This is a genomic window from Hahella sp. HN01 (genome assembly GCF_018986435.1).
Lineage (GTDB): Bacteria > Pseudomonadota > Gammaproteobacteria > Pseudomonadales > Oleiphilaceae > Hahella.
The window spans coordinates 39,783-52,394 of record NZ_JAHMIN010000036.1 but is presented as its reverse complement, the minus strand read 5'-3'; the positions used below and the strand labels follow the sequence as shown (position 1 = coordinate 52,394).

The 12,612-nt window shown below is 56.4% G+C and carries 12 protein-coding genes and 1 riboswitch; of the genes, 7 read left to right on the top strand and 5 right to left on the bottom strand.

The features are described 5' to 3' along the window. Positions 1–109 precede the first annotated feature (109 nt). Positions 110–841 (top strand): sulfite exporter TauE/SafE family protein, encoded by a 732-nt coding sequence (locus tag KP814_RS26225; protein ID WP_216739565.1) that lies wholly within the window; start codon positions 110–112, stop codon positions 839–841. Between the two features lie 94 nt (positions 842–935). On the opposite strand, the gene KP814_RS26220 is transcribed toward KP814_RS26225, so the two are convergent. After that, entirely contained in the window at positions 936–1,238 is a 303-nt protein-coding gene (locus KP814_RS26220; protein ID WP_216739564.1) for a hypothetical protein, read from the bottom strand. A 203-nt stretch (positions 1,239–1,441) separates the two neighbouring features. Between KP814_RS26220 and KP814_RS26215 the strand changes: the two genes are divergently transcribed. Continuing rightward, positions 1,442–1,990 (top strand): SRPBCC family protein, encoded by a 549-nt coding sequence (locus KP814_RS26215; RefSeq protein WP_216739563.1) that lies wholly within the window; start codon positions 1,442–1,444, stop codon positions 1,988–1,990. 4 nt (positions 1,991–1,994) lie between these two features. Here the strand turns inward: KP814_RS26215 and KP814_RS26210 are convergent, their stop codons facing one another. Then, a complete protein-coding gene (locus tag KP814_RS26210) occupies positions 1,995–2,720 on the bottom strand; it encodes a glutathione S-transferase family protein (protein ID WP_216739562.1) in 726 nt (241 codons plus the stop codon). A gap of 252 nt (positions 2,721–2,972) precedes the next feature. Here KP814_RS26210 and KP814_RS26205 point away from each other — a divergent pair, with 252 nt between their 5' ends. Further along, entirely contained in the window at positions 2,973–5,204 is a 2,232-nt protein-coding gene (locus KP814_RS26205) for an EAL domain-containing protein (protein WP_216739561.1), read from the top strand. Next, positions 5,170–7,161 (top strand): sensor histidine kinase, encoded by a 1,992-nt coding sequence (locus tag KP814_RS26200; protein WP_216739560.1) that lies wholly within the window; start codon positions 5,170–5,172, stop codon positions 7,159–7,161. The genes KP814_RS26205 and KP814_RS26200 overlap by 35 nt, the downstream gene beginning before the upstream one ends. Before the next feature lie 69 nt (positions 7,162–7,230). Here KP814_RS26200 and KP814_RS26195 read toward each other — a convergent pair whose 3' ends face one another. The 3 genes from KP814_RS26195 to KP814_RS26185 form a co-directional block, all read right to left on the bottom strand. After that, a complete protein-coding gene (locus KP814_RS26195) occupies positions 7,231–7,503 on the bottom strand; it encodes a hypothetical protein (protein ID WP_216739559.1) in 273 nt (90 codons plus the stop codon). A gap of 81 nt (positions 7,504–7,584) precedes the next feature. Then, entirely contained in the window at positions 7,585–8,415 is an 831-nt protein-coding gene (locus tag KP814_RS26190) for a phosphotransferase (RefSeq protein ID WP_216739558.1), read from the bottom strand. Positions 8,416–8,478: 63 nt separating this feature from the next. After that, positions 8,479–9,039: a GNAT family N-acetyltransferase gene (locus KP814_RS26185; RefSeq protein WP_216739557.1), complete on the bottom strand. Its 561-nt coding sequence runs from the start codon at positions 9,037–9,039 to the stop codon at positions 8,479–8,481. A gap of 117 nt (positions 9,040–9,156) precedes the next feature. Beyond that, positions 9,157–9,295: riboswitch (TPP riboswitch) on the top strand. A 51-nt stretch (positions 9,296–9,346) separates the two neighbouring features. On the opposite strand from KP814_RS26185, the gene thiB reads away from it, so the two are divergent. The 3 genes from thiB to KP814_RS26170 all read left to right on the top strand — a co-directional run bounded on the left by thiB (position 9,347) and on the right by KP814_RS26170 (position 12,606). Then, positions 9,347–10,363: a thiamine ABC transporter substrate binding subunit gene (gene thiB / locus KP814_RS26180; RefSeq protein ID WP_216739556.1), complete on the top strand. Its 1,017-nt coding sequence runs from the start codon at positions 9,347–9,349 to the stop codon at positions 10,361–10,363. Between the two features lie 61 nt (positions 10,364–10,424). Beyond that, a complete protein-coding gene (locus KP814_RS26175) occupies positions 10,425–11,996 on the top strand; it encodes a thiamine/thiamine pyrophosphate ABC transporter permease ThiP (RefSeq protein ID WP_216739555.1) in 1,572 nt (523 codons plus the stop codon). Beyond that, positions 11,989–12,606 (top strand): ATP-binding cassette domain-containing protein, encoded by a 618-nt coding sequence (locus tag KP814_RS26170; protein WP_216739554.1) that lies wholly within the window; start codon positions 11,989–11,991, stop codon positions 12,604–12,606. The genes KP814_RS26175 and KP814_RS26170 overlap by 8 nt, the downstream gene beginning before the upstream one ends. Positions 12,607–12,612: the final 6 nt, after the last annotated feature.

Below are 12,612 nucleotides of genomic sequence, written 5' to 3'. Positions count from 1 at the left end.
ATCAACGACCACAACAATCGATAATACCGATCAACTTGAGCGATATATATCGTTATTTTACGGTCATATAACGGAGTAAGCTTGCCCCGTCAAGATCTGAGGGGGTTGTATGGACTTTGATACCGCATTCTTCTGCATTCTCGCCGCCGGGTTTATCACCGGCTTCTCCAAGTTCTCCATTGGCGGCATGGGGCTGCTCATTCTGCCGATTATCGCTATCGCCTATCCCGGCCCGGAAGCGCTGGGGATTCTGATTCCCATGTACATCGCCACGGATATTCTGGCGGTGAAAAGCTATGGCCGCCATGCCTCATGGCCTATCGTGCTGCGCCTGTTGCCACTAGCGTTAATCGGCATCGGTCTGGGCATCTGGTTGCTCTCCAGCATCAATCCAGAACAGTTCACGCTGTTGCTGGGCGTCATGATTGTGTTGATCCTGGCGCTGGGGCTTTGTCTGGATTATCGCCCCTCCGCCGTCATGCGCCATCCGGCGGCCACCCAGGCCATGGGACTGCTGTCCGGGTTCGTCACCATGACGGCGAACGCCGCAGGTCCTCTGCTCAGCCTGTATCTGATGGAGCAGCGCCTGTCCAAGGAAGCTTATGTGGGCACTCGCGCCTGGGCGTTCATGATCCTGAACAGCGCCAAAGTGCCGTTGCTGATCGCAGCGGGATTTCTCAACGAGGATATCGCCCTGCGCAGCCTCGCGGGATTGCCCGGGTTACTGGTCGGATCATGGGTAGGCTATTGGCTGCTGAGAAAGCTGAACATCAACCAGTTTAAGTGGTTGATACGGGGCATGGCGGCGATCGCCGCGGTCAAGATGCTGGCGTTCGGCTGAACGCCGCCGGGGTCGGTTCAAGACCCGTTCTGAGCGCCCGGAGTCAGCGCTGTAGCCGCTGCGTCTCCGGGCCTCGATTGGCTATCCGCAATGCTTATTTGATGGGAAAGACTACGACAATGCCGTCATCGTTGTAGCGGCGATGGTTGTAATAGCTGTAACGATTATCCCATCTACGGCCGTCATGATGTCTGTAATAACGATGATGACGGTGGTGGTGACGGTTATGATGCTTATGATGTCCACCACGATGACGACGGTTATCATGATGCCCGTGGTTGTGGTGATTATCGTAACGCTTACCGTCATGACGTCCGCCGTCGTGGGCCATCGCGGAGGTGGATGCGCCGGCGATCGCCAGTCCCAGGGTCAATAACAGCATCGGTAACTTTTTCATTTTTAATTCCTCGCAGGTTTATCGATCACGGTTGTTACGATAAGCCAGCTAACGTGAACCTTAACTGAATGAAAAACCGAATGTTTATCCGTCCGCGTTTCATCTTCCCCGGTAATCTTGGCAAAGTCTGCGCCTGAGGCTACATTCGCAGTGGGCGAATCCCATCGCCGTCACCTGATAACCAATAAATTGAGAAAGCCTCCATGAAGAAAGCGCTTAAATCCACTGGGCAAATCCTGCTTGGCGTCGTCATATTGGTCATTGTCGCCGGTTTTTTTCTACCGGACTCCACTCATGTCGAACGCAGTGTGGTGATTAACGCGCCGCAGCGGCAGGTGTTTGATTTCCTCAATAGCTACCGCAACTTTAATGACTGGTCGCCCTGGGCCAAGCTGGACCCCAAAGCTCAGTATCAGTTTTCAGGTCCGCAATCCGGCGTAGGAGCCAAGATGAGCTGGCGCAGCGACGACCCGAAAGTGGGTCAGGGCTATCAGGAGATTATCGCCGTCAAAGAGGCAGAGGAGATTCAAGTCGCGCTGGACTTTGGCGATAACGGCCAGGCTTCCGCGTTTTACCGCCTGCAGCCTGCCGACAGTGGCGTGAGAGTGACTTGGGGCTTCGACACCGAGCACGGCTTCAACCTGTTCAACCGCTACATCGGCCTGATGCTGGAAAGGCTGTTGGCGCCCATGTATGAGGAGGGACTGCAAAGCCTGAAGCGGCGTATAGAGAATCCAGGCGCCGCCAGTTGATGCTTTAACGATAACGGGCGTAGATCCGCCGCGCCCATTCCAGCTGCGGCTCCAGCTCTTTGACGGTCTGCGCCAATGCCGGCGGCGGGTCTTGCGGCCATGGAATATCAAAGGATTCCGGCTGCAGAAACGGCGTCAGCAATGAGGCCGCGGTCAGATCCGCCCGGGTGAAATAATCCCCCACCAGATAACCGTCGGTCCCCACGCGCTCATTGATACGGGCCAGCGCCGCCCGGATGCGGTTTAATGCATCCGCCGCCGTTTCATCATTAATTAGCATGTGCTTGCGCATAATTTTGCTTAACTTGCCAAAGCCTAGACGCAGCAGCCACTTGCCGTACCAGGGCCCGTGGTGCGCCAGCATGGGAACCACCTGATCCGGACGCGTCAATAAATAGTGGTAGCAATAGCAGCGGATGGAAACGCCAATCTCTCTATCCAGATACTTTTCCCACTCCAGAGCGGCGGACCTTGCTCCCGGCTCCACCGGCGTCAAAGGTCTGTCCGAGGACAGGCCATCAAGATAGTTAATGATTTCCGCTGAGCCCTGCACAATTTTTCCATCATGCTCAATGACCGGCACCGTGGACTTATCCGCCAGCTTTTTGATGGCTTTGATGTGCGCCCCGGGCATCAGGTTTTTCACCTTATATTCCAGCCCTTTATAGTCGAGCGCCCATCGCGCTTTTTCACAGAAATGGGAAATAGGGAACTGATAAAGAATGATCATGCGTTAATCCACCAAGATAGAAAAACCGTATTTAGAATACGCGGCAAATAGTTTGAATATAAGGCGCGCGGATTAAATTATAAGACTCTGTCACATCCTTTATTGACAGTGACTCTCCGCGCTTCTATCTTCAAAATAACCGCTTTTTTCAAGGCTGTCCCTCGCGCGCATCCCTTGAATGACGCGCCTTCCAGCCAAAACGTTGACAAGGTCGGAACCAGTTGACAGGGGTTCTTAGAACGGAAGGATATTATGGAAACCACGCCGATGGATGACGATGTAATCAGCTTCGCGCAGGATGAGCCGGAGACGCCCGAGCACATCACGCGAGAAGCCTGGAAAGTGCTCACCGTCGATGACGATTTCAACTACCAGCGCTCCACGGAGTTCGCACTCGCCGGTCTGAAAGTCCTGGACCGCCCCCTTCAGATACTTCGCGCCTACAGTTACGCAGAAGCCTCCAAACTACTCTCAGAACACGCTGACATCGCCATTGCTCTGGTGGATGTGGTGATGGAGACCGACGACGCGGGCCTCCGCCTCGTGCGCGCCATCCGGGAAGTGCTCGGCAATGCGGAAATACGTCTGGTGCTGCTGACCGGACAGCCCGGCATGGCGCCCATGCTGGACGTCATGAAGGAATACGACATCAATGATTACTGGACTAAGTCCGAGCTGACCGACACCCGTCTGCAAACGGTAATGACCGGCTGCGCCCGCTCTTACATTCAGATTCGGGAAATCGCGCGGGCGAAGCGGGGATTACAGTTGATCGCCGAGTCCAGCGACTCCGTTTACTCCGCCAAAAACCTGCAGGAGTTCTCCGCGCGCATGCTGGCGGAGCTGGCCAAACTTCTGGGACTGCCTCCTGACGGGCTGGTGTGCGCCAAAGCGTATACGACCTCCCAGCCGGAAAGTCGCGAGAGCTATATCATTGGCGCCGGTGGAATATATTCCAACTGCGTCGGCAAAACCTTGATGGAGTTTGAAGCGCCCAAGGTGCGGGAGCATCTGAACCAGTGCCTGCAGTCCCGCAAGTCCATCCATGAGAAAGAATTCACTTGCCTGTTCTTTCTCGACCCTATCGGCGCCGCCGATTACGCCGCCTACATTGAGACGGGCCATCCACTCGACTCCACCGAACAGGAGCTGATTCGTGTATTCAGCCTGAACATCTCCAATGGCTTGCAAAACGTTTCCTTGTTCAACCGGTTGGAGCGCCTGGCCTACGAAGACGATACTCTGCGCATTCCCAACCGTAATGCATTGCTGCGCAGGCTAAGTCAGATACTTTCTCGCACGGATAGAAACCAGTATCAGCTGATGCTGGTGGATATAGACGGCTTCGCCAGCATCAACACAGCATTGGGCGCCCGATACGGCGACTCGGTTTTGAAACTAGTGTCCAGCCGGCTCAAAGACGCCTTCAACGGAACCGTTCAGGTTTCCCGGGTCAAAGACGACCTGTTCGCCGTGCTGGGAGGCGTCAACGAGGTGTCCGTCGACAAGCTGGACGGTTTGTTCAATGGCCTGTCCGCCTCTGAGAAGAGCTTAAAACTGCTCAATATCAGCTCGGTGATCTATCCGCTCAACCATCCTGACAGTTCGCCGCCGGAAGTCATCACCCGCGCCGGCATCGCTCTGAAGCAGGCGAAAAAGCGCGGCATCCGCCAGCACACCACTTACGATCCGGAGACCGAAGCCGCCGCCGCAAGTCGCTTTCACTTGTTACAGGCGCTCCAGGACGCCCTGACCAAACAAAGCATCTACGCCGTCCTGCAGCCGCAAGTGGATCTGGAGACCAAGCAGGTCACCGGTGTGGAAGTCCTGGCGCGCTGGCGCATGGAAGACGGCACGCACATCCGGCCGGATCAATTTATTTCTCTGGCGGAAACCACCGGCCTGATACTGCCCCTGGGGCAACAGATTCTCACCCAGGGCTGCGCCGCCTGCCACCGCTTGCAGGACGCCGGCTATCGCGATATCCGCATCGGCGTGAACTATTCCGTTATCCAGTTCGAACAGGACGATATGGTGGACACGCTCATACGCAGCGCTGAGGCGGTGGGAATCAGACCCCAGCAGATCGAGGTCGAAATCACCGAGTCCACGGTCATGCATAACTTCTCACTGGTGCGGGATAAGCTGGAGCGCCTGCGGGAGATTGGCGTCGCCGTCGCCATTGACGACTTCGGCACGGGGTTCTCTTCCCTGGCCTACCTGAGTCGCCTTGCGGTGGACAGATTGAAGATCGATAAATCGTTCATCGATAAAGTCACCACCGATCAAGGCGCCGCCGCGATCGCAAAAACGATTATTCAATTGGGAGAAAGCTTCAATCTCGACATTATCGCCGAGGGAGTGGAAACCAAGGAGCAGGCGCAATGGCTGCTCGACAACGGCTGCAGGAGCGTGCAGGGTTATCTCTACGCCCGCCCAATGGAGGTGGATGACCTGCTGCAATGGCTGGCTCAACGACGCTGACGCCCCCATGACTATTCAGGAGCCTTCTCTATACCACATCCGCAAACGCCTGCTGAATTTGATTGCGCCCTGGAGCATGCTGCTACTGGCGCTTTCATTCTTTCTGTACGACTACCTGCTGGATAATAAGCTGTCTCCCCTGCAGGAAAGCGCCTCCGGTTCGCTCAGCTCCGCCTACGAGACCATGGCCAGAAACTTCGGCGATCTGGCTACGGATATTCGTTTTATTGCGCACAATAAAGCGATTCGCAACGCTACGCCGGAAAACAAACAACGCGCTGAACACTTGTTGCAGGACTTTTCCGAGGCATCCGGCATCTACGACCAAGTTCGCTGGCTAGGCCCAGACGGCAGTGAATTAGTGCGCGTGGAAATGTTCGGCGCTCAAGCAATACGCATTCCTGACGAACAGTTGCAGAAAAAAAGCCAGCGCTACTACTTCACCTCCGGCATGGCCTTGAAGTCGGATGAAATTTACTTTTCTCCGCTGGACCTTAATGTCGAACACGGCTCCATCCAGATTCCCCATAACCCCGTGATACGCGTAGTGACGCCCATTCACAATGATCAAGGCGAGCATAACGGTCTGGTGGTGCTGAACTACAAAGCCAATCTGATGCTGCAGGCTCTGCGCAACCTACACTTGCCCGCCAGCCTGCGCCTGCACTTGCTGAACTCCGATGGCTACTGGCTGTTGAGCGATAATCCCAAAGAAGAATGGGGATTTATGTTCAAGCGCACCGAATCGCGCTTTGGCGTTCGCCATCCTGAAGGCTGGGAACGCATCGCCAAGGCAAACTACGGTACCTTCACGGATGACGATGGACTCTGGCTGTTCACCACGTTCTCACCCACTTCGAACCTGAATAAGGATGATCAATACTGGAAACTGGTGGTGAATGTGGACCCAGCCGCCGTCTCTGCGCTGCAGCGGGAGGCGCTTGCGACCACACTGGGGGTGATCATCGGGCTTTGGGTGATTCTGTTTTTGGTCGCCATCCGCATCACCAGAGCCGACGCCTTAAGAGACTCGCTTAATACACAGCTTAGCGCACGCAGCGGCGAGCTGGAGCATTCCAACACACTGCTGAAAGAGTCACTGGATAATTTGATGCAAACTCAGGACGAGCTGGTGCGGGCGGAAAAGCTGTCATCCCTGGGAATGATGGTGGCCGGTGTGGCCCATGAACTGAATACCCCCATCGGAGCCTCGCTGGTAACGCTGTCCTCCATGCAACGACAGGCGGAAGAATTAAAAGAAGCCTTCGCACGCGGTCTGCGCCGCTCCGATATGAACGACTACTTCACCCGCTTCGAACAAGGCTCCGCCATCATCCTCAGCAACCTCAATCGCTCGGCGCAACTGGTGCATAGCTTTAAACAGCTCGCCACGGACCGCGCCGGAGCCGAACGCAGGGTATTCTCGCTGAAAGGACTGATTGAGGACATGCTGCTGACCACCTGGCTGCGCATTCACAAAAGAGAGCACCAACTGGTGACGGACATCGACGCCGGGCTGGAGCTGGACAGTTACCCCGGAGCCTTAAGCCAAGTGCTGGAAAATCTGGTCAACAACGCCATGAAACATGCCTTTCAAGATACGCCGCAGGGCAGAGTCTGGCTAACCGCTCAGCGCCGCGATGATCAGATTGCGGAAATAGAAGTCCGCGACAACGGCGCCGGCATCCCCCCGGAAATCCTGCCCAAAGTCTTCGACCCCTTCTTCACCACCAAACGCAACCAGGGCGGCACCGGCCTGGGACTGCACCTAACGCATCAACTGGTCACCAACGTATTGGGCGGAACCATCAACATCTCCAGCGCCGTCGGACACGGCTGCGTCGTCAAAATAGAACTACCGCTACATGCGCCCGCCACAGAAGAGCGCGATGTAGAACAAAAAGAAGAAGAGAAAGAAGCCGACACTGGAACTCGTGATGCGTCTATAACTTATTAGAACTGACTTAAAATATCTGCGACATGAACATATTAAGCCCAACTAGAGACAGATCAGCCTCCCTAAGCGCTAACTCTTGGAATAGCGCTTGATGACGTGACAGAGTCCTTTGGCCAGCTCGGTAAAATCATGCTCTAAACCTGAGCTTGTCACTATTTTCACAGCGCCCTCACTTTCATAAACCCGAATCAAAGTATTAATTTCTTCTTTTATCTCAACAGGAAGCGTACTTATTTTTTCAGGGCGCTTTTCAAGAATTATCAGCTCGGCAATATCCAGAGCGGCGCTGGTTTTGTCGCACCTGTACTCTTCAAAGTCTTTCACTATCTCTTCAATTTTCACCTTACCCTCGCTCCCTGAAATACTTGTTTTTGAACACGCCTCTGATTTGGGCATGCTCACGTCTGTGGGTCAAGGTAACGTCTAAGCCTGGCCGGTTTGCTCTTCTCTCACTGCAAACCAAAGTTGTTCCAGGAGTTGATTGATATGCGCGGCAAGATGCAGTCGCTGTTGGATTTCTGTTGCGCTCAAGTTGGCGCAAACGGGCAAGGCGTATAAATCATCCGCTTCAAGATCGTGGTGTTGCAGGAGCGAGGCCATGTCCAGCCAGGGCCAGCCCAAGCCGGCATATTCCCAGTCCAGCACGATCAGCTGTCCTTGATCCAGACACAGATTGCCTGAGTGCAGATCATGGTGGGTCAGCGCCATTGCGTCGTTGGGAATAGCGGAAAACGCATCTTCCAGTTGCTGCAGACAAGCCTGATGCGCGGCCACAGCGGCGCGCTCCTGAAGACGACGTCGATAGAGCGCCATCAAAGCCTGGTAATCAAATGCGGGCCCTTCCGTGACGCGCTGCAGATCTGCGACGAACGCCAGTAACTGCTCGACGGTCTGTTGCGAGGCGACGTCCTGATCACCGGCTTCGGTCAGGCTGGCGCCATGATGCGTCATCAACAGCCAACCTTCCCGCCACGCGTTACAGAGCACTCGCGGCGCCCAGCGAGCGCCCTGGATCAGTCGCAGCACATCCGCCTCAAGTCGCCGGTCAACGCCAAAGGCGCGTAACGAGCTGGCGTTGATACGCAGCACCAAATCGCCTTGCGGACCCTGCGCTCGAAACAACATATTGCTGTGACCTGACGCCAGCATGAGTCGCCAGTCCATCCCCGTCCCCAGAAAGGCGTCAGCCGCCCGCAGCCGCTCCGCAACAAACGGGCGTTGTGTGGGTTCTTCTGACTGTAGGATATCGCTCATGCCATGCTCATTATTTAAGGGTGTGAAAAGTTTATGGCTGTGACAGTTAATGGGGGCGACAGGTTAATGGGTAGTCCAGTTTCCCGCCGCAATTCTCGCGTACACGCAGGTGTTACGAAACTGTCCCTGGTTATCCATGCGCTCATTGCGCAACACGCCTTCAAGCTGAAATCCTGCGCGCTCCGCCAGTTTGCGACTGCTGAGATTGCGTTCGTCCGTGGTCAGATAAACCCGGCTGGCGGCCAGCTCAAGCAACGCGTACTCCGCCAACGCCTTTACGCCCTCCGTCATATAACCGGCGCCTTGCAGGCGCGCCGAGCCCCAATAGCCCACCTCATGATGACGCAAAGCGGCGTTGGCCTTACGCAAACCACACACTCCCGCCAACGCGCCATCTTCCTTGCGCAGCAGCATCAGGTTCACTTCTTCCTCCAGCAGATAGCGAGCGTATGCCTGCCGACACCAGCGGGCGGTCTCCTCTACGCTCGGCGGCGGCGTCATCCAGTCCAGCCAGGGTTGTAGCTGATCCAGAGATTCTATGATTGTCTGGTTTAGCGCCGGACCGTCTTCCGGACTCACCACCCGCAGCGTTAAACGCTCGGTTTCCATCTTTGTAAACGCCATCCTGTCTTGACTCCTTGTTAAGGTTTACTCGCATTACGCCAGCGCAGACAGAGTTTCCTCACTGCAAAATATCCTGCGTCCGCGTAGATTGTCCCATCGCTTTTGGTTAGAATCCGGGCAGTCTCATCGGGGCGCCTGACTCCACTGCGTTTATTCGACGCGCCATTGCGCATGAATGCGCGCCAGTCAGGCTGAGAGTGTACCCGTAGAACCTGATCCAGTTAATGCTGGCGTAGGAAATGAGGCCGGCTAATCGCTTTCTGGATCAAGCCGCCGCTTCCGCGCCTCGCTGTTTAGAGGAGCCTCCATGTACAACCTGTTTCACACTGCATCCGTATCTCGCGTCGCCCGTACGCTTATCGCCGTTTCTGTCGCGACCTTCGCCACCAGCGCCAGCGCGGCGGAAGAGCTGACGGTCTACACCTACGACTCCTTCATCAGCGAATGGGGACCTGGTCCCGCGCTGGAAAAAAACTTCGAAGCCGCCTGTCAGTGCGATCTTAAATTCGTCGCCCTGGAAGACGGGGTCAGCATTCTTAACCGGCTGCGCATCGAAGGCAAGAACGCCAAAGCAGATGTGGTGCTGGGTCTGGACACCGGACTGATAGAAGAAACCCGCAAAGAAGGTCTGGTGCAGCCGCACTCGGTCGCCTTCGACGCCCTGACGCCAGTGCTGAAATGGAGCGATAAAGACTTCGTACCTTTCGATTACGGCTATTTCTCATTCATCTACGACAGCCAGAAAATCAAGCAGCCGGCGCAATCTCTGCAAGAGCTGGTGAACTCATCCGCCTCGGTGATTTATCAGGACCCGCGCACCAGCACGCCGGGACAGGGCATGATGATGTGGATGAAGAGCGCATATGGCGATCAGGCGGAAAACGCCTGGAAACAGTTGGCGCAACATACCGTCACCGTCACCAAAGGCTGGTGGGAAGCCTACAGCATGTTCCTGGAAGGCGACGCGGATTACGTACTCAGCTACAGCACGTCTCCCGCCTATCACCAGGTGGCGGAGGACAAATCGCAATACAAGGCGGCGCTGTTCAGCGAAGGCCATGTGATGCAAGTGGAAGTCGCCGCCATTGCGGCGAATAGCGAGAAGAAGGAGTTGGCCAATCGCTTCCTTGAATTTCTGATTTCTCAGGAAGCGCAGGAAGTCATCCCCGTGACCAACTGGATGCTGCCGGTCCGCAAGGGGGTCAAACTGCCCAGCGCTTTCGATACGCTGATTCAGCCCAAGCCCATTGAGTTAACGCCGGAGTACATCGCGGCGAACCGTAAAACATGGATCAAGGAATGGCGCAGCGCCGTCGCTCAATAAGCGCCGCCATCTCTATTTGTTGTCTTAACTGGTCGGCTTTTTCCATGCAGGTTGTACTTTGATGAAGCTGAGCGCATTCACCTCAGGCAAATGGGCCGGCTGGCCCGCCCTGGGTTTGGTCGCCACCGCAACGGCCCTGGCCTTCGGCGGCCTGATTGGGTTCAATCGCAGCGAGTTCGACTGGAGCTATTTCAGCGATCCCTACTTTCTCGCCATCCTGCGCTTCACTCTGTTGCAGGCGACGTTGAGCGCTGCGTTGTCGGTCGTCCTGGCCTGGCCGATGGCGTTGGCGCTCAGTTATCTCAAGGACAGCACGCACAAGCGCGCGTTTCTCAGTCTATGCGTGCTCTGTTTCGTGATGCCGACGCTGATCGTCATCACCGGCATTATCAGTCTGCTGGGTCGCTCCGGCAGTCTCAGTCCATTATTGGGAGACGACTGGAACCTGTATGGCCTGAGCGGCATCCTGATCGCGCATATCTACCTTAATCTACCCTTTGCGGTGCGCACCCTGTATTTGCGTCTGCAGTCCATTCCCGACGCCAGTTGGCGTCTGGCGCGCCAGCTCAAGTTCACCCGCGCGCAGCGTTTCCGGCGCCTGGAGTGGGCCGCGGCGCACAGCGCCACCTGGCTATTGCTGGGTTTTATCTTCGTCATTTGTTTCAACAGCTTCGCCGTAGTGCTCGCGCTGGGCGGCGGCCCCAAGGCCACCACCCTGGAAGTGGCCATTTATCAGGCGTTGAAATACGACTTCAATATCTCTGAAGCCCTGGCGCTGGCCTGGGTACAATTGTTGATCGCCGGCTCCGCGTTTCTGCTGGTGTCGTTCTGCGGCAAAGTGTCCTGGCTCAGTCCCGCCTCTGCGCCAGCGCAACTGCGTCCGCCGGCGACGCGTCTTGAACAGTTGGCGTATCGCCTGCTCTACGCCTGCGGCTGGCTGTTTTTATTGGCGCCGCTGCTGGCGCTGACGCCGCGGGTAATCCATAGCGGCGTGGATATGGAATTCTGGCGTTCTCTAAGCCGTCCCTTACTGATCACACTTGGCCTGGGCGTCGTTTCGACGGTGTTGTCGATCAGCCTCGCCTACAGCGCCCTGCGCCCCTATCGCCGCGCTCGTATGCAACAATCCCCCGCCGCGCTGTGGCTGGACTGGCTCACCTCGCATTCGCTGGCGGTGCCCGCCATGGTGCTGTCCGTTGGACTGTTCGTGTTGCTATTGCCGCACCTGGACCTGGATCATTGGGGCATCTGGCTGGTGGCGGCGATTAATGGGTTGATCACCGTTCCTTTCGCCGCATCGCAACTGAAGCCCGCGCTATTGAACTTCGACAGTCAATACCACCGCTTGTCTCTTTCCTTGAAACTGACTTCCCGGGAGCGCCGACGCATTGAGTGGAGCTATATGGCGCCGGCCATTCGCACCGCCGCCGCCTTTGTCGGTATGCTGGCCATGGGGGACGTGGCGATTTACTCTATTTTCGGCAACCAGGACTTCGTCACCCTGCCCTGGCTGATTTATGGTTACGCCAGCACTTATCGCCTGGACGAAGCCTCACTGGCCTCCATGGTGTTCCTGGGCGTCTGCGGCCTGCTGATTTTTTATCTGGAGAAACAATCCCCCCGTCATGCTTGAAATCCGCGCACTTCAAATTAAACGGGGCGCCCGCACCCTGCATTACGATCTGCAAGTCGCCCAAGGGGAAATCATCGCCCTGCAAGGTGTCAGCGGCGTGGGGAAATCTACGTTGCTGGAGGCCATCGCCGGCTTTGTCGCGCTCGAGGCAGGACACCTGTCGTGGGAAGACAGGGACCTCACCCACACGCCGCCGGAGCAGCGACCAGTCGCCATGTTGTTTCAGGACTACAACCTGTTCGAACACCTCACTGTCATGGCGAATTTGAAACTGGGGGTGGACGTTGCGATGCAGTCTGAGATCCCCAACCAAGCCCAGGCTTTGGGAATCGCCGACCAGCTGGACAAACTTCCCGGCCGCCTCTCAGGGGGACAGCGTCAGCGAGCCGCTTTGCTGCGCACCATGCTGCGGCCAGAGCCGCTGATTCTACTGGACGAACCCTTCTCAGAGCTGGATGCGGACACCCGTCGCCTCGCGACAGAGTGGACCCGCACGATGGCGGAGCGATTCGGCAAAACTCTGCTAATGGTCACCCATCAAAGCGAGGACGTCAGCCGGCTTGCGCACCGCGCGATTCATCTCGACAACGCAGAGACAGGCGCTGTTTAGGCAATC